The sequence below is a fragment of the Facklamia sp. P13069 genome (assembly GCF_050409405.1).
Taxonomy (GTDB): domain Bacteria; phylum Bacillota; class Bacilli; order Lactobacillales; family Aerococcaceae; genus Facklamia.
This window is the reverse complement of the sequence record NZ_JBNUPN010000005.1, coordinates 76,832-94,086: the sequence shown is the minus strand read 5'-3', so window position 1 is coordinate 94,086 and position 17,255 is coordinate 76,832. Positions and strand designations below refer to the sequence as shown.

The following is a 17,255-nucleotide window of genomic DNA, read 5'->3' as shown; positions in this document are numbered from 1 at the left end:
AGTCCTGGCACAGAGTCCTTTCTATTTTAGTTACCACTTTTAATAGATCGGACTTTTGTGTTTTTATGTAGCAAAAAATAGGGTGGAAGGAAGTGTTTTTCTTCCATCCACCCTATTTATTATAGAACCTTATTTATTCAGCCTCTTTGACGTTAATAGAAAGTAAGAAAAGCTTTGCCTAGCTTATTTAGTATCCACTTTTTGTAACTCGAAGTCTTTAGGAATTAAAACTGTGTCAATGATATGAATAACTCCATTGGAAACTTCTAAATCGGTAGAAGTAATCATCGATTCACTGATCATCGGCTCGTCTTCTGAAAAATCGAAGGCCACTTTTTCTCCATTAACAGTTTCAACAGATTTTCCGTCTTTTAAATCTTCAGCCAAAATTTTACTAGCCACCAGGTGATAAGTTAATAGTTTATTAAGATCAGGCTGTGTTAGTAGCTCTTGCTCCGTGATATCAAGCTCTTCTAATAATTGCTCAAAAGCTTCATCCGTTGGGGCGAAGAGGGTATATGGTTCGTTTTCTTGTAAGATCTCAACTAAATTAGTTTTTTCAAAAGCAGCCGCTAAAATACTGAAATCATCATTATCTTGAAGGGTGGCAACAATATCCTTTTGTTTATGTATGTCTTCTTTAGAACTTATTTCTTTGGTACTCTCTTCTTTAGAGCTCTCTTTTTTAGAGCTTTTTTCTTTGGAGCTTTCTTCTTTAGAACTCTCTTTTTTAGAGCTTATTTCTTTGGAGCTTTCTTCTTTAGAACTCTCTTTTTTAGAGCTTTTTTCTTTGGTACTCTCTTCTTTAGAGCTCTCTTTTTTAGAGCTTTTTTCTTTGGAGCTTTCTTCTTTAGAACTCTCTTTTTTAGAGCTTTTTTCTTTGGTACTTTCTTCTTTAGAGCTTATTTCTTTGGTACTCTCTTCTTTAGAGCTCTCTTCTTTGGTACTTTCTTCTTTAGTTGTTTCCTCTTCAGTTTCTTCATTCATCACTTCAGTAGCTGTTGTTTCATCAACGGATGTGTCAGTATTCGTGGTAGTGTTCTCATTTGTACAACCAACTAATAGGGCAATGGCTGATAGAGATAGCACTCCCACTTTCATCTGATTTAAAATTGATTTTTTCATTCAACTCTCCCTTTCATCAATAGAATTTATTAATCAGCAACAATAAAATGAATATGTTTATTTTATGACAAACATATTTCATTCAGCTTTATTGTACGAACGAAAACGCAACAAGTCAAACAATTCAATATTAAATTAGATATAAACAACATATATTATAGATGATGAAAACTTGCTAGAAAATTTATTATTAAATTTAATTATCAAATTATTCAAAATTACTTAGCATAGATTGCTTAAGGTGAATCATGTAGCCGGCTTATCTTGAAGCTTAAATATAAAATTTAAAAAGCAAAGCCTATGAATTATGTTAAGAGGGATTTTATTTTTTTGTTAGTCGCTTTATAGAAAGAAAGTGTATAAATGAATCAGCAAAAACATCTATTATAATTTGAAAGAATTAGCGAACACCCCAATTAAAGTCATTGATTCAAAATTTAATTCAGGCGCTCAGTGACTGGTGGTTAAAAAAGCTGCAGAAGTTTTAGCCGCTAGAGAGGACTTTTAAGAAACGGTTAAAAGAATAGAAGGAACTATTAAGAAAACGCATCTCTTTATCAACGCTCCTACCTTGAAATATATGTTAAATCAGGATACATAGCTAGGGCGCAGGTTTTTGTTGCCAATAAGGTCATTTTAAAACCAGTAGTCTCGATGGATGAGGTTGGCGGCGGGGTAGCAATAGGTATGACCATTAGTTAAAAGGGTAATATTAAAAAGATTCAAAAATGAGTTAATAATTGTATGCAAGAGCATACAATTATTAACTATACTAGTGTTCATGCCTATGGAGGCCAATGCGTGCAAGAATTTGAGGAATATTAAACTTAATTAATTAGTAGGGGGCTAGATTATACGATGGAAATTTTAGCATTTGTAGCGATGAGTGCGAGGATAGGTTCGGTCGCTATCGCCTTAACTATTGAATCGAATAAGAAGGGGATTAACTGGATTTTAAAAGGGTAATTATATATAGTGTGTTATTTATAGTCACCTTGGTGATCGCCACTCAAGGCTTTACGACTAAGATGGAGGTGGCTTGATGTTGCCACTTCTTTTCCCCTTTATTTATTTCACTATTATTTTTTAAAATTAAGGGAAACTCAATTGTCGATATAGGGTGGGGCTTAGTCTTTGTGTTGCAAGGAATCTTTAATTTTATTGTCGGCTCGGTAAGCTATTCGATTATTAAATACAATCAATTTGATTTTTCTATGAGTCATAATTACATTGTAATAATTAGCTTGCTAATTGCTGACATTGGTCTGTTTGTCGAAGTGGTTGGCGATGAACAACTTAGATAACACATAAATAAAAACACAGGCAAATGACTCCGAACAGACTTATGGTCAATGCCCCGTCATCCTAATTATTTTAGAGAGATCTTAGTTTAGGTCGACCTATATATTAGTGGGTTCACCTTATTATTTATTCAAGCCGTTCATCCTGTTTATTATATCGTTCTAGTTATTTCTCCTCTAGTAATGGCGACAGTATTGATAAAAATATCTATTCCTTTATTAGAAAAAACATGTAGTAATATGAAGGTTGGCAAGAATATACTCAAAGAGTCCCTATGTTATTTCCATGGGGCAAGAAATAACATCTAATAAAATAACTTCCTAACAAACTGTTTTGAGACAGTTTGTTAGGAAGTTATTTTGTATTAAAGTTTGAAGTTAAAATGGATAGGAGGTTGGAGGTCAAATCTATTCACTACGAAGAGCTTCAACCGGGTTTTTGCGTGAAGCTTGTTTAGATGGAATTAAACCAGCAATAAATGATAGTAGAATGCTTAAGCCAATTAAGATAAGGGCATTTTTAAAAGATAAGCTGACTGTGACCTCTTCTAATAAGTGCAGCAATAAATTGTTTAAAGGAGTGTGTAATAAATAAGTAAACCCGATGCCTAATAATCCTGAAAACAAGCCGATAATAATCGTTTCAGCATTAAAAACCGTTGAAATATTTCTTTTTGAGGCGCCGATGGCTCTTAGAATACCAATTTCTTTTGTGCGTTCTAATACTGAGATATAAGTGATGATCCCGATCATAATCGATGATACGAGTAATGATACGCTGACAAAAGCAATGAGAACGTAGGTAATAACATTCACAATTTCCGAAACGGAAGACATGATTAAGCCGGCAAAGTCGGAGTAGGTAATTTTTTCCTTTTCACTAACAGTCTGATTATAAGCTTCAATTGCGTCAGAAATAGCTTCTTTATCAGCAAAATCATCTGCATAAATACTGATTGCAGAAGGATTTTCAGTAGAAACGACACCAAATTCTTTTAAATTAGTGTCGTAACTAGCCGGTGCAATTGAAGAATCATAAATTTCAAGAAGGGACGAATCATCCAGGTCTTTAACGACTTGATTAAATGGATCCGCGATATTAGCCGGATTGTCAGCTAAATTTGGCTCTGTTGTTGCGAACGGTTCTAAGCTTTGCTGTTTTGCTTGAATTTGCTTAATAAATTCAGCTTGTTGACTGAGGGTGAAATCCTCTAAATAATGATAGACATCTTCAATTTTTTCTCTATCGTTAGCTGCTTCAAAAGCTAGACCATTTAAAACGTTGGTTTTTGGTTGCTTTTTTTGTGCTTGAACGATGTCACTTTGATTGACATAAGCCATTAAAAAGTTTCTTAATTTGCGTGTATAAGCAAGCGGAGTGCGAATGGTTAAGGTTTTAGCATTATCAACTGGTTGAATGATACCGGAAATTTTTATCGGGATAGCTTTTTCTTTAACAACTTTTTCAATCGTTAAGGGATCGTCAGTCAGTTTTTGATAATTACCTCGCGCGTTTTTCTCATAGTAATCACTGCGAGGTAATAAATAAAAAGTTTGATTGCGTAGGTCTTTAAACCGAAGTGTCTTTTTTTCGAGGTGAAGTTCTTCATCATTTTCTATTTGATTGAGAATTTTCTCATAATCTTCAGAGGGGAGCATGCCAAACTCGTAAAAATCAGAAAGGCTGATTTCATTGGCTTCATTTACAACCAGCACCATCTCATTATATTTTTCAGGCCATTTACCATCGATTAAATGATAATTATCCTTTACAACTGGGCTAATAACTTGCTCACCTTGACCTGGAAGAAGTTCGCTAATTTTTGTGTTGGGTTGATTAAACGAGTTTGAAGGGGAACTAAAGTTTGTTCTTGGTTGTCGATTCACACTTTCAAAAGAACTACCATCAGTATTGATCAAACGCTCATTTTCGTCGTAGGCGAATAAATCAAAATTGATAGCGTAAGAATAAACGATACCATTTTTGCCGACATAGTTAGAAAGTTTATTGTCATCTTGATCTAAATATTTTTTGAAAGCTGTTAAATTATTTTGGCGAAAAGAAGAATTGAACTCACTCATTTGTTCAAGCGATTCATTGTTACTGTAGATGACGTCTAAATTTTCATTGTTAGAGTCGGTATCTTCTGTTTCTTTAGTAGAAGTTTCCGCTCTTCTTGCCGACATTAATTGATTAAAGTCGACAGACTCTTGTTCAATGGTTATTGGATAGGCCGACATAGTCTCTTCTTGGACGTTATCAATATAGTTCTTCACGCCGGTCGATAGCGATAGAATGAGGGCAATTCCAATAATCCCGATGGACCCTGCAAAAGCTGTCAAAAACGTTCGGGCTTTTTTAGCGTTTAAATTATTAAAACTTAACGACAAGGCCGTAAGAAACGACATGGAAGACTTGCCCATGCTTTCATGCTTAGAGTTTTTGTTTTCTTCAATGGCTAAAGGATGGGTGTCAGAAATGACTTTGCCGTCTTGCAATTCAATAATGCGGTTGGAGTATTGGTGAGCCAATTCAGCATTATGAGTAACCATCACGACCAAACGTTTTTTGGCAACGTTTTTTAATAGGTTCATTATTTGAAGGCTAGTCTGTGTATCTAAGGCTCCTGTCGGTTCATCGGCTAAAAGAATATCTGGCTCATTGACTAATGCTCGTGCGATCGCAACTCGTTGCATTTGCCCCCCAGATAATTGATTGGGCTGTTTGTTGATATGATCTTTTAACCCTACTTCCTCTAAGGCTTTGATAGCTTTTTGCTTCCGAAGCTTGGCTGAAATTCCTGAAATAGTAAGTGCCAATTCAACATTGGATAAAACGGATTGGTGAGGGATTAAATTATAGCTTTGAAAGACAAAACCGACCGAGTGGTTGCGGTATGAATCCCAGTCTTTGTCTTTATAATTTTTGGTTGAAATGCCATTAATAATAATATCACCACTGTCATAGCGGTCCAAGCCGCCAATGATATTGAGTAACGTCGTTTTACCTGACCCGCTGTGACCTAAAATAGATACAAACTCATTGTCTCTTAAATTGAACGTCACATTATCCAAGGCTTTTTGCTTAAAGCCCCCTGTATGGTAACTTTTGGTTATTTTTTCTATTTGGTGCATTGTAAAACTCCTTCATTGAAAGATTTACGAATAAATGGTAATAGTCTCATTTCAAACAAAGTATATCACTAATACCGACCTAATTCGATCCTAGCGCAAACAAAAAATAGCAACACAATATCTTCCACCTAAAAAAACTCAAGTCGAAAGTTTTAAGGTATGCGTGGGAAGCCTTGCGATAAAATAGTAAGTGTGATCAATTGTCTGATAAGGATGTTTTTTATATTGTTTGCTTAATGGGACATGAACGACTAAAATAATCCGTCAGGTAACGATTGGAGCATTATTTTATAATATAAATCTATCAGTTTCTAAAATGACACCAAGGGGAGCTAGTTTGTAGGATGCTTAAAGGGAACAGTGCATAAGTTTTCCAAGCAAAAGCCATTGTGGCCTACCACTTAATTAAATAGAATTTTAAGAAGTTATCTAATAAATCAGGCCTATTTATCAGAAACTCTGATAGGTCCGCGGCCTGTTAGTAAGTTATAATAGCATCAGGAATATTATTTAGATGCATCCATCCAAGATGTTGAGAGTGGTTTTGTTTATAGGAAGCCTGTTGTTCACAAAAGCGGTAGGACTTAAATAATGCTAGTGCAACTAATAGAAAAAGAGCGAGGGGTTAATTTTGAATAGTAAGCGTATGTTAGATTGTTTCGCAAGTGATTTTGCTACGATGACTTCCTCGGATTTACTCAATAGTATACGAGCTAATGAAGGCAGAACTTTATTAGTAGAATTAAGAGAAGATCGAACTCCTCACCTACCTGATCTTACTAACAGTGAACTTGCTCGAGCCGCTGGTGCGGATTTGATTTTGCTCAATCAAGTAGATGTTTTTAATCCAAAGATATGGGCTTTACCAGATACTCCACATCCAATTGAAACTTTGAAACAGTTTGTCCAACGTCCCATCGGTGTCAATTTAGAACCGGTAGCCAGTGAGGGACATTATTTGGAAAAAGTAAAGAGCCTAGTTGAGGGGCGTATATGTAGTGTTGAAAGCTTAAAAAGAGTGGAAGAATTGGGGTTAGATTTTATATGCTTAACAGGAAACCCACAATCCGGAGTTAGTAATCAGGCAATAGTAGAAGGTATTCGTCTGGCGAAAAACCATTATTCTGGTATTGTGATTGCTGGCAAAATGCATGGGGCAGCCTATGATGAACCTATTTCTTCAGAAGAATGGGTGCAACACTTTTTGACAGCTGGGGCTGAAATTATCATATTACCTCAAGTTGGAACCGTGCCTGGTTACTCGATAGAAGAGTTTAGGCGCAGTTGTCAGTTGATTCACAAAGTGGGGGCTTTGAGTTTAGCAGCTAACGGGACGAGTCAGGATTGTTCACAAAAAGAGGTGGTTACTCAATTGGGATTAACTGCTAAAATAGGTGGTGCAGATATTTTGCATATTGGTTGTTCAGGTAGTGGGGGCATTGCCCCGTTTGAAAATATTATGCAATTATCGATTGCCATTCGAGGGTTGAATCACACGCTTAGAAGAATGGCCATATCCAATCTTCGATAAAGACTCTGCTTCAAGACTTATTACTAAAAAAGATGGAAAGGATGTGGTAGGCTAGAATAGATAATTGTTTAGGGATTTAGTCATTCCAACAACTTAAAGAATAAAGGAGAAAAATATGAAAAAAACATTAAAAAGCATCTTAGCAGCATCGCTCACTTTATCAACTGTGTTAGCACCTTTAACAGCTATGGCTCAAGAAGAAAATGCAGGTATAGAAATTAGCTTTATGATTCCTGATTGGGGAGCTCCATCGGATGAAATGTTGGCTAGATTTGAAGAAGAGTATGGGATTAAAGTCAATGTTTTACCAACTAGTTGGGACGATATTCGTGATAAGTTAGCGATTGCAGCTGCAAGTAACACGGTGGCAGCGGATGTCTTTGAAGTAGATTGGTCTTGGATGGGAGAATTCACCAGCGCAGATTGGTTGGCTCCTATTGATTTGCCAGATGCGGATGCTTTTCCAGCAATCGAGCAATTTATGCTAAACGATGAGGTCTATGCAGTCCCTTATGCAAATGATTTTCGGATTGCCTACTACAATACAAAAATGTATGAGGAGGCTGGCTTAGAAGAACCGCCAGTAACTTGGGATCAAGTGATGGAACAAGCTAAAACTATTAAAGATGCTGGAATTACAGAATACCCAGTATCGCTTCCGTTAGGTGCGGATGAAAATTTAACGACTACTTTCTTCTGGTTGGCTTATACACGCAATGGTATTTTATTTAATGAGGATAATACTTTGAATGAAGAAGCGTCTCTCGATGCATTAACTATTATTAAGGCTTTATCAGATGAAGAATTAATTAATCCAGGTAATGTGAACGGTTCGGGAATGGACGCTTACAGACAGATTAACTCAGGAGATACTGCCTTTATAGTAGGCCCATCTTCATTTGTTGGTCGCGTTAATAATGAAGAGGAGTCAACAGTAGTTGGACAGGTAAAACCAATTTTACTGCCAGGTGTTGATGCAAACGCTGAAAGAACAGTACCTTTCCAAGAAGCAGTAGGTATTTCACCAAATACTGAAAATATGGAAGCTGCTCAAACCTTCGTTAAGTGGTATACTTCCGAAGAAACTCAATTAGAATTATTTGATGCGGTAGGAGCACTTCCTACACGATTAAGCATCTTACAGCAGCTAATTGATGAGGAAAAGATTAAAAACACAGGTGCGATGGTTGAATTGGCTGAAATGGTTGAATCGCCATTCCCAAATGGGGTGCCAGAATATTACACCGAAATGAGTGCCGAAATTTATAATACTATCAATAAAATGGTAACTTCAGATCTTTCTGCTGAAGAGGTTGTTAAAGAATTAGTTGAAAAAGTAAATAGTGTTGTTGAGGAATTTGCTGAGTAATTAATAATAAATCTAGGTGTAGTGCACTACACCTAGATTTAAATTTTTAAGGGTTGATCCGTGCTATTATAAAAATGATAGTAGGGATCAATGATTTAAAAGGAGTTTATTATGAAAAAATCTAAAAAAGCCATTTTTCTAATCTTACCCATGATGCTTATCATGGGATTGTTCGTCTACTTACCAATTGTACGCACCTTCATCTACAGTCTTCATGCGTTTAAATTAAGTAGACCAGACCGCTTTAAGTTTATCGGACTCGATAATTATAAAGAGGTTTTACTCTCAGAAGATTTTCATCATGCTTTTCAAAATAGTTTGATGGTTTTTTATTAGTCGTCTTTTTAACCGTCATTTCCAGCATTATTGTGGGACTTTTGCTCAATAAGCGGACAGTTATTAGCCCAATACTAACGGGTATTGCAATTGTTCCTTGGGCTTTGCCCCCCCTAGTTAATGGTATTGTCTGGCAATTTATTTTTCATCCCAGTTATGGTTTTATGAATAAATTATTGATGAGTCTTTCAATTATTGATCAGCCAGTTGCTTGGATTAATAATCGTTATTTACTCCTAATTGTCGTTTCAATTGTAATTGCTTGGCGGGTGGTACCTTTTTGTGCCATTTTAATTTTGGCAACCCTACAAACAATTCCTAAAGAAATCTACGAAGCGGCTAAAATGGATGGTGCCAGTCGTTATTCAGAGTTTTTCTATATAACGCTAAGAATGATTTTGCCTACACTTTCAATTGTGTTAATCCAAGCAACTATGGCAGGTTTAAATGTTTTTGATGAGGTAATTTCTTTAGTAGGTTACCGTTATGAAGGACAAACCCTTTTAATATATAATTATTTAAATACCTTTAGCTTTTTAGACTTTGGTCTAGGGTCAGCGATTACCTATATAATCATGATTTTATCGGGGATTATTGGTTACTTTTATATTCGTTCGCTAAGATTGGAGGGAGATCATGCTTAAAAATAAACGTTGGGATTGGTTATACATTATAACTGTAATTATCTTTCTGCTATTCACTTTAGGTCCCCTTATTTGGGCTTTTATAATTAGCGTCACCCCTAAAGCAGAATTAATGAAAGCGGGAGGTCGCTTTCTACCCAGTCAAGCAACTTTTACAAATTATCAAAGCTTGTTTGATCCGACAGATAAGGCACATATAACCATTTTTAATGGCTTAAAGAATTCCTTAATTAGTTCCTTATATACTCTCTTTATTGGGGTACCTTTAGCTGTTTTAACCAGTTACGCTATGGTGCGTTTTCGCTTTCGCTTACGAAAAGTGATTTTACGCTTATTATTGATTACCATCGTTATTCCTGTGTTTACCACCATCATTCCAATATTTGCTATTTTTTCAAACTATCAGTTGCTGGATAAGCTTTTCTGGATTAGTGTCATTTATGTGACTGCTTTTTTACCTCTAGCAACTTGGATGTTGATTACGCATTTTAATAAGATTCCTAAAGAAATGTGGGAAGCAGCAGAACTCGATGGTTGTACAGAATGGCAGCTTTTCTGGAGGGTGATTTTACCCATGTCACGAACAGCTATTATTACCTGTGTCTTAATTCTCTTGTTAATGAGTTGGAGCCAATTTCAAATCCCAATGATTTTAACGTCAACTCAGAATAATAAAGTAATTACCCTAGTTCTATCTGAGTTTATGACAAGAGATGCTATTGACTATAGTATGATTGCAGCCTCTGGTTTAATAGCTATTATTCCACCAGCAGTTATCGCAATGGTTTTTAGAAAAGATCTTGTATCAGGTTTATCAGCAGGGTCAATTAAAGGATAGTATTTCCTAGAAAGGAACAATCCCCACTCCAATTCCCAGAAATGAAAGATGACTTTTTGCTCTTCTTTGCAAACTAGTGATTTGAGGCATTGAGTCAGGATGGATATCTTTAGAACCATAAATATGCTCTAAGGCCATATCAGGATAGGCAGAATGGGCGATTAGGTCAAAGTTACTTGAAAAAGATAGAATATTGCTTTGAGATCCTAATAAAAATGAGTTGTTAGGATTTAAGAGCCAAGAATAACAGTAAAAGTATTGTGCTGGGAAATTAGTTAAATATCTTTTTTTAAAGGCTCGAGCTAAGTAAAAAGCAGTTGAAGAGTGTGCTTCATCAATTAAACTATCTTGCATGATGTGGACACTAATAATAGGGAGAGCATCTTGAAGGATTTTACTACCGTTATTAATGTAAGAAATGTCTTTAGGAAGAGTGGCTGAATCAAAAAGAGTAAATTCAAATTGAAGCTCGCCTAACTTGAAAATCCTAAGACGAAAGATACGTGCTAACCATTCAAAATCATCTGTTGATAAACCGACAGCCTGGGATAAGTTAATACGTAAAAAAAGGTCGGATAGTGTATTTTGTAATATATTAAGAGGGAGATCGTACTTTTTATACAGCTCTATTAAAGCTTGAATACATACAATCATAATGACCAATTGTTGCCAATCATTTAGTTGAATATTAGTTAGCAGAAAGTCTTGCTTAATAATTTGCTGTAAAACTGCCAAGTAAACTGTTTGATTATCTTTAAAGTCTTTTAACGCTCTTTGAATGGTTGTTAATTCAATCTGGCGAGACTTAATGGTTTGAGACTGATTGTATTTTTGACAAAAGGTTTGGATTTGTTGGCTATCAATCGAAAAGTTTTTAAACCAGTTTTGGTAGAAATACGAGTATGATAAGTAGGTCATGGTTGCTCCTCCTTGAAGATTTAAAATAAGTATAGCACGGGATCCTACTAAGCACACAAATTTGTTAAAGGAATGATTAAATGTCTAACGGGTTAACCATATATTTTGTCCGTCATGGTGAAACGTTTTTTAATAAGAATGGGCGTACCCAAGGGTGGTGTGATCCTTTATTGACAGCAGAAGGGATTCAAGCAGTTAAAGATTTAGGCGAAAAATTAAGTAAGGTTAAATTTGATGCGGCGATTGTAAGTGATTTAAAGAGAACACGTACCACAGCCGAAATTCTTATTGAACAAAGTATCTATCCGAATTGGATGATTCCCATTATAGAAATGGCAGATTTTCGAGAAATTAGCTTTGGTTCCTTTGAAGGTATGGAAAGCTATCAAACTTGGGATATCATAAGGAGATATTTGGGTTTTGATTCTGTAGAGAGTATGTTGAGAAATACAACAGAAAAACAAAGGCTGACAGCATTACAACCTGCTGACCCTCTAGGTCAAGGAGAAGACTATGCTGTTTATTGTAAGCGTCTTAAAGAAGGAATGGATAAATTGTTTAATGAATTAATTGAGACGGAGGCTTGTATCTTATTTGTTGGACACAGTATCAATATTCGCCATATACTTCAAATTCTATTACCAAAAACAGAACATATTGATGAGTTTTATGATATGCGGTCTATGAATAATGGGGGCGTGGTAATTATTCAAAAAGTAAGAGAGGGCTTTAAACTCAAACAGTTTATAGACAAAAAGTTCGCTTAACTAACAGAGGGTTGTTTTTGTTCACTTTATACAAAATACATTGTAAAGTTGAGCAAATATAACAATGAGAAATGAAACCGTTTTACACTATAATGTATGCAAGATACAAATGGGCAAAATTTGGAAAGGGTGCGAACTATGATAAAAATTTCACCAGCAGAAATCGATCGCCAAATGGATTGGATTTCGAGTATTTCTGATAAAGAAGGAAAAGGTACTACAAGACTTTTATATAGCAAATCATGGATTGAAGCTCAGAATGCCTTGAAAGAACTTTTTGAAAAAGAGGGGATGAAGGTAGAGTTCGACGAAGTAGGGAATATGTTTGCAACAGTTGAAGGTAGTGAAGAGCCAGAATCAATCATCGCCTCAGGATCGCATATTGATACAGTTGTTGATGGTGGTCGTCTAGATGGCCAATTGGGTATTATGTCTGCCTACTTAGCGATTAAGGGGTTGGTTGAAGAATACGGCCAACCAAAGAAATCTTTGCGAATTGTTTCGATGGCAGAAGAGGAAGGCTCTCGTTTTCCATATGCCTTTTGGGGATCTAAAAATATTTTTGGTTTAGCGAAAAAAGAAGATGTTGAAACCATTAAGGACAATGACGGTGTTCCTTTTGAGACAGCTATGAAGGAAGCAGGCTTTAATTACCTTGTAGATTCTCCACGCTTTAATCACTTTGATGCTTTTGTAGAATTACATATTGAACAAGGAAACTTCTTGGAAAATGCAGGCAAAAAAGTTGGGGTTGTTAATGCCATAGTGGGGCAAAAACGCTACACCATTAAATTAAAGGGTGAAGCTAATCATGCCGGAACGACCTTAATGAGATATCGTAAAGATGTCATCGACTGTTACGCTAGAATTGTTTCTGAAGTCATTGATAAAGCAAATGAAATTGGCGATCCTTTAGTCGTAACCTTTGGCCACGTAGAAGTAAAGCCTAATGTGGTGAATGTTGTTCCTGGAGAAATGGAATTTTCAATTGATACTAGACACACTAACCAGGAAGCTCTCGATGAGTTTGCTGTATTTATTGAAACAACTATTGAGAAACATTGTCATGAAAAAGCGATTGAAGTAGAAATGAATTTATGGATGAATGAGCCACCAGTGCCAATGGATCCTGAGATTGTTAAAGTTTTAGAAAAAGTTTGTCAGGATAACCAATTAAATTATCAAATCATGCATTCAGGAGCGGGGCATGATTCACAGATATTTGCTCCACAAGTTCCAACAGCTATGATCTTCGTTCCTTCCATCAAAGGAATTAGTCATAATCCGGAAGAACATACCGAGGCGGTGGATATTGTTGAAGGGATACAAGCTTTAGCAGAGGCCTTAAAAGAATTGGCCTATTAAAATAATTTGGAGGACTTTTAATAATGGAACATAATGATGTCTTAGTAAGACAAGAACAAATTGATTTGTTTAAATCAAGGGGATATACCAATGATGACATATTGCCTAATAAGCCAGAACAACGTAGTATGTCAACACTTAACTTCTTTACTCTGTGGATGGGATCGGTCCATAATATTCCTAATTATCTAACTGTTGGTGGCTTTCTAGCTTTAGGGGTGGCACCTATTCACGTGTTCTTAGCTATCATTTTGGCGGGACTAGCAGTAGCGGGACTAATGACAGTTAACGGTAAAGCAGGGTCTATGTATGGCATTCCATTTGCCATTCATTTACGTTCTGTTTATGGTAGTGCAGGATCTAAATTGCCTGGCTTTCTAAGGGGAGTTGTGGCAGCTATTGCTTGGTTTGGGGTCCAAAACTATGCAGGTTCGAAAGCTTTGTTGATCTTAGTAAGTAGAATTTGGCCAGCTTTCTTGAATGTTGGTGAAGGCATTAATATTTTAGGCCTTTCTGTACCGGCCTTTTTATCATTTGTAGTCTTCTTCTTGATCAATGTAATGATTGGCTTAGGGGGAGGCCGCGTATTAAACAAGTTTACAGCTATACTAAATCCACTTATTTATGTTGTGTTCGGAGGAATGGTTGTTTGGGGATTGAGTGTAGCGGGCGGGTTTGGACCAATTTTCGACCATGTAACAGCTGTTAATCAATCGGTTGCAACCCCTCTAGCCTATTTGATTATTATTGCATCTACCTTATCTGTTTGGGCAGCTCCAGGAGTAAGTGTTTCTGACTTTACTCAAAACGCAACTTCCACCAAGTCTCAAACAATAGGACAAATCTTATCGTTGTTAGTTGGGTATGTCATTTTTGCTTTTGCAAGTATCACTGTTTTAAATGGTGCGGCCATTACTGGTGTTTCACATCAAGGAGATGTCTTACAAATTATTAATCAATGGGACTCTATGCCGGCTATTTTCTTGGCTTCTTTTGTCTTATTGATGACAACCGTTTCAACTAATGCGACTGGTAATATTATTCCAGCAGCCTTCCAGTTAACAGCTCTTTTTCCACAAAAAATTAATTATCGTAAAGGTGTTATCATCGCAAGTATTATCAGTTTTATCATAATGCCTTGGAAATTCATGGAGTCAGGGAGTGTAATTCTAGTTTTCCTTAACTATATTGGAAGCTTGTTAGGCCCTGTAGCCGGTGTTATGATTGCTCACTTCTACTTTGTGGACAAACAAAAGATCGACTTGGATTTACTATACTATTCACCAGAGCAAGCAGCGGATAACCCTTATTCTGGTGTCAATAAGAAAGCTTATATCGCAACCATTTGTGGGTTTGTTGTTTCAATTGTCGGACAATTTATCCCAGCCCTAGAGTTTCTGTCCCAAATCTCTTGGATTGATGGTTTTGTAGTGGGATTACTTGTTTACTTTGTATTAAATCGTGCAGAATAATTAAATTTAATTATTTTGGACGCTTAATAAAAATTTATTAGGAGGTTATTTTATGTCATATGATTTAGTCATCAAGAATGGTCAAGTCATTTTAGAAAGCGGCGCAGTTGTGACCGATTTGGCAGTCAAAGACGGAAAGATTGCTGCAATTGGTGAAAATTTATCGGCTGAGCAAGAGGTTGACGCTAAAGGATTAATTGTTAGTCCGGGAATGTTTGATTGTCACGTTCATATTACTGAAAATGGTGGAGGGTATCGTGATGAGTGGGAAGGTTATGTTACAGGAACTTCTGCTTGTGCTAAGGGAGGAGTAACTTCTTTCTTAGAAATGCCATTGAACCAAGTACCAGCAACAACTGATGAAGCGAGTATTAAGGACAAATACCAATCTGGTCAAGGTAAATTAAAAGTGGATGTTTTCTCATTTGGAGGACTCGTTCCTTATAATGTTGAAACAGGTGGTATTCAAGAATTAAATGAGAATGGTGTAACGGCCTATAAATGTTTTATGGCAACTTGTGGCGACCGTTCAATTGATGGAGACTTCCAAAATGTGGATGACTATTCACTCTACGAAGGGATGAAACAAATTGCGAAGACAGGAAAAGTTCTAGCTATCCATGCTGAAAATGCAGCGATTACTGATCGCCTAGGTGAAAAAGCAAAAGCGGAAGGCAAATCAAAATTGTCAGAGTATGTGGCGACTCGTCCAGTCTTTACAGAGGTGGAACCTATTCAACGAGCAATTCTTTTTGCTAAAGAAACAGGCTGTCGTATTCATATCTGTCACGTGGCTTGCCCAGAAGGTGTGGAAGCAGTTATTAAAGGGCAACAAGAAGGTGTCGATGTCACTTGTGAGACTTGTTTACATTATTTATACTTTACAACAGACCAATTAGATGCTATTGGAAATGTGGCTAAATGTTCACCACCAATCCGTGATAAAGAAGCTCAAGATGGTTTATGGGATTATGTCTTTTCAGGGGATATTATTTCATCAATCTCTGATCATTCTCCATGTACCCCAGACTTGAAAGATAAAGAAAATGCATTTGATGCTTGGGGCGGTATCTCAGGCGTACAAAATGATGTCGATGTGTTCTTTGATGAAGCAGTTAATAAGCGTGGTATGTCTCTTGAGCAATTTGCACAAGTGATTGCGACACAACCAGCCCGTCGTTTTGGTATTGATGATACAAAAGGAAGCTTATCAGTAGGCAAAGATGCAGATATCGTTTTAATTGATCCTAATAAATCTTACGTCTTAACTGCTGAAGATTTAGAATATCGCAATAAGATCAGTCCTTATATTGGTAGCGAAATTGGTGCAACTGTTATGGCTACTTATGTAAGAGGACATGAGGTTTATAGCATAGATAAGGGAGTAACAGAGGAGTTTGTTGGAGAATTTAAATAATTAAATATAGACTAATTTGTTTTCAGAAGAAGCAAATAGTCCCTAAGAATAGATTGGATCTAATTCTTAGGGGTTTTTTAATACCAACAGAAGACTTTTTAATTAGAAGAGCAAAGTGATGATTGGTATGGTAACGACTGAGAGCAGAGAAGTCATAAAGACCATCTGACTAGCAAACTCAGGATGATTGTCGTAATTTTGAGCAAACATAGCTACATAAGATGCTGTCGGCATAGCTAACATGATAGTCGGAATAATTAACTCATAGTTTGAGAAATTAAAAGCTTTTAAAGTAAAGAGAATTATTAGAGGTATAAAAACGAGTTTGAGTAAAGCTTGAATATATAAGAATTTATTAGCGAATATCTTAGAAATATCACTGCGCGATAGAATTAAACCAACAACAATCATGGCTAGCGGTGAAGTTGCCGGGCTTAAAATATTCAAAACTTTATCCAAGGGTTGAGGAACTCGCCAACTAAAAAGAAAGAAGATTAAACCAACGACTATCGATAAGATGCCGGGACTTAGAACAATTTTTTTCCAATTAAATTCTACCTTACCTGAACCGTTTCTTCCCATTAAATAAATACCAATTGACCATGAGACAGTTTCAAATAAAAACCCGGCGCCGATAACAGCATAGAATAGAGCTTCTTCTCCTAAGAGATTACTAACAATAGGGTAACCCATAAAAGAGGTATTAGATAAAAGAAGGGCCACTCTAAAAACATCCTGCTCGGAAATACTTAACTTAGTTTGTTTAGCAACTAACCATCCTAATAACAACATACCAGCATAACAAATGGCTACAATTATTAGAATTGTAAAAGCTCTTTGCACACGTTCAATATTAAAATCTAATTGCATGGCATTAAAGATGGTTGCCGGCATGGTGATATACAAAACAAGGTTCGTAATATCTTTTTGACCTTGAGCACTGATTACTTTCCACCTACCAGCAAAAAAGCCAATAATAATAAGAATGAATAAGACGAGCACACTTTGAAGCGTGGACATAAAATCTAACTGCATAA

Annotated in this window: 14 protein-coding genes and 1 pseudogene; 11 read left to right on the top strand and 4 right to left on the bottom strand. The window is 36.2% G+C overall.

Going from position 1 to position 17,255, the window contains the following annotated elements; all coding sequences use genetic code 11:
- Positions 1 to 183: 183 nt before the first annotated feature.
- Positions 184 to 1,125 (bottom strand): fasciclin domain-containing protein, encoded by a 942-nt coding sequence (locus ACQV2T_RS02655; RefSeq protein ID WP_428893205.1) that lies wholly within the window; start codon positions 1,123 to 1,125, stop codon positions 184 to 186.
- 1,136 nt (positions 1,126 to 2,261) lie between these two features.
- Between ACQV2T_RS02655 and ACQV2T_RS02650 the strand changes: the two genes are divergently transcribed.
- Both ACQV2T_RS02650 and ACQV2T_RS02645 read left to right on the top strand, forming a co-directional pair.
- Positions 2,262 to 2,429: a hypothetical protein gene (locus tag ACQV2T_RS02650; protein ID WP_428891887.1), complete on the top strand. Its 168-nt coding sequence runs from the start codon at positions 2,262 to 2,264 to the stop codon at positions 2,427 to 2,429.
- Between the two features lie 30 nt (positions 2,430 to 2,459).
- Positions 2,460 to 2,519, top strand: a pseudogene (locus tag ACQV2T_RS02645) (DUF1295 domain-containing protein); the annotation flags it as partial.
- Positions 2,520 to 2,834: 315 nt separating this feature from the next.
- Here ACQV2T_RS02645 and ACQV2T_RS02640 read toward each other — a convergent pair.
- Complete coding sequence (locus tag ACQV2T_RS02640; protein ID WP_428893204.1) at positions 2,835 to 5,561, bottom strand: ATP-binding cassette domain-containing protein; 2,727 nt, start codon at positions 5,559 to 5,561, stop codon at positions 2,835 to 2,837.
- Between the two features lie 631 nt (positions 5,562 to 6,192).
- Between ACQV2T_RS02640 and ACQV2T_RS02635 the strand changes: the two genes are divergently transcribed.
- From ACQV2T_RS02635 to ACQV2T_RS02615, 5 genes are all read left to right on the top strand, one after another.
- Complete coding sequence (locus ACQV2T_RS02635) at positions 6,193 to 7,092, top strand: haloacid dehalogenase-like hydrolase (RefSeq protein ID WP_428891885.1); 900 nt, start codon at positions 6,193 to 6,195, stop codon at positions 7,090 to 7,092.
- Between the two features lie 115 nt (positions 7,093 to 7,207).
- Complete coding sequence (locus ACQV2T_RS02630; RefSeq protein ID WP_428874201.1) at positions 7,208 to 8,461, top strand: ABC transporter substrate-binding protein; 1,254 nt, start codon at positions 7,208 to 7,210, stop codon at positions 8,459 to 8,461.
- A gap of 111 nt (positions 8,462 to 8,572) precedes the next feature.
- Positions 8,573 to 8,797 (top strand): hypothetical protein, encoded by a 225-nt coding sequence (locus tag ACQV2T_RS02625; RefSeq protein WP_428893203.1) that lies wholly within the window; start codon positions 8,573 to 8,575, stop codon positions 8,795 to 8,797.
- 32 nt (positions 8,798 to 8,829) lie between these two features.
- On the top strand, positions 8,830 to 9,441 hold the full coding sequence (locus ACQV2T_RS02620) for a carbohydrate ABC transporter permease (RefSeq protein WP_428893202.1): 612 nt from the start codon (positions 8,830 to 8,832) through the stop codon (positions 9,439 to 9,441).
- Entirely contained in the window at positions 9,434 to 10,279 is an 846-nt protein-coding gene (locus ACQV2T_RS02615; RefSeq protein ID WP_428874203.1) for a carbohydrate ABC transporter permease, read from the top strand. The genes ACQV2T_RS02620 and ACQV2T_RS02615 overlap by 8 nt, the downstream gene beginning before the upstream one ends.
- A 6-nt stretch (positions 10,280 to 10,285) precedes the next feature.
- On the opposite strand, the gene ACQV2T_RS02610 is transcribed toward ACQV2T_RS02615, so the two are convergent.
- The gene (locus ACQV2T_RS02610) at positions 10,286 to 11,197 is read right to left on the bottom strand and encodes a hypothetical protein (protein WP_428893201.1); all 912 of its coding nucleotides are present in this window, start codon (positions 11,195 to 11,197) and stop codon (positions 10,286 to 10,288) included.
- A gap of 80 nt (positions 11,198 to 11,277) precedes the next feature.
- Between ACQV2T_RS02610 and ACQV2T_RS02605 the strand changes: the two genes are divergently transcribed.
- The 4 genes from ACQV2T_RS02605 (at position 11,278) to allB (ending at position 16,218) form a co-directional block, all read left to right on the top strand.
- The gene (locus tag ACQV2T_RS02605) at positions 11,278 to 11,964 is read left to right on the top strand and encodes a histidine phosphatase family protein (RefSeq protein WP_428874206.1); all 687 of its coding nucleotides are present in this window, start codon (positions 11,278 to 11,280) and stop codon (positions 11,962 to 11,964) included.
- A 138-nt stretch (positions 11,965 to 12,102) separates the two neighbouring features.
- The gene (gene allC, locus ACQV2T_RS02600; RefSeq protein ID WP_428874230.1) at positions 12,103 to 13,329 is read left to right on the top strand and encodes an allantoate deiminase; all 1,227 of its coding nucleotides are present in this window, start codon (positions 12,103 to 12,105) and stop codon (positions 13,327 to 13,329) included.
- A gap of 23 nt (positions 13,330 to 13,352) precedes the next feature.
- A complete protein-coding gene (gene allW, locus ACQV2T_RS02595; RefSeq protein WP_428874207.1) occupies positions 13,353 to 14,801 on the top strand; it encodes an allantoin permease in 1,449 nt (482 codons plus the stop codon).
- Between the two features lie 52 nt (positions 14,802 to 14,853).
- Entirely contained in the window at positions 14,854 to 16,218 is a 1,365-nt protein-coding gene (allB, locus tag ACQV2T_RS02590; RefSeq protein ID WP_428875337.1) for an allantoinase AllB, read from the top strand.
- A 102-nt stretch (positions 16,219 to 16,320) separates the two neighbouring features.
- Here the strand turns inward: allB and ACQV2T_RS02585 are convergent, their stop codons facing one another.
- A complete protein-coding gene (locus ACQV2T_RS02585) occupies positions 16,321 to 17,253 on the bottom strand; it encodes an AEC family transporter (protein WP_428891882.1) in 933 nt (310 codons plus the stop codon).
- Positions 17,254 to 17,255: the final 2 nt, after the last annotated feature.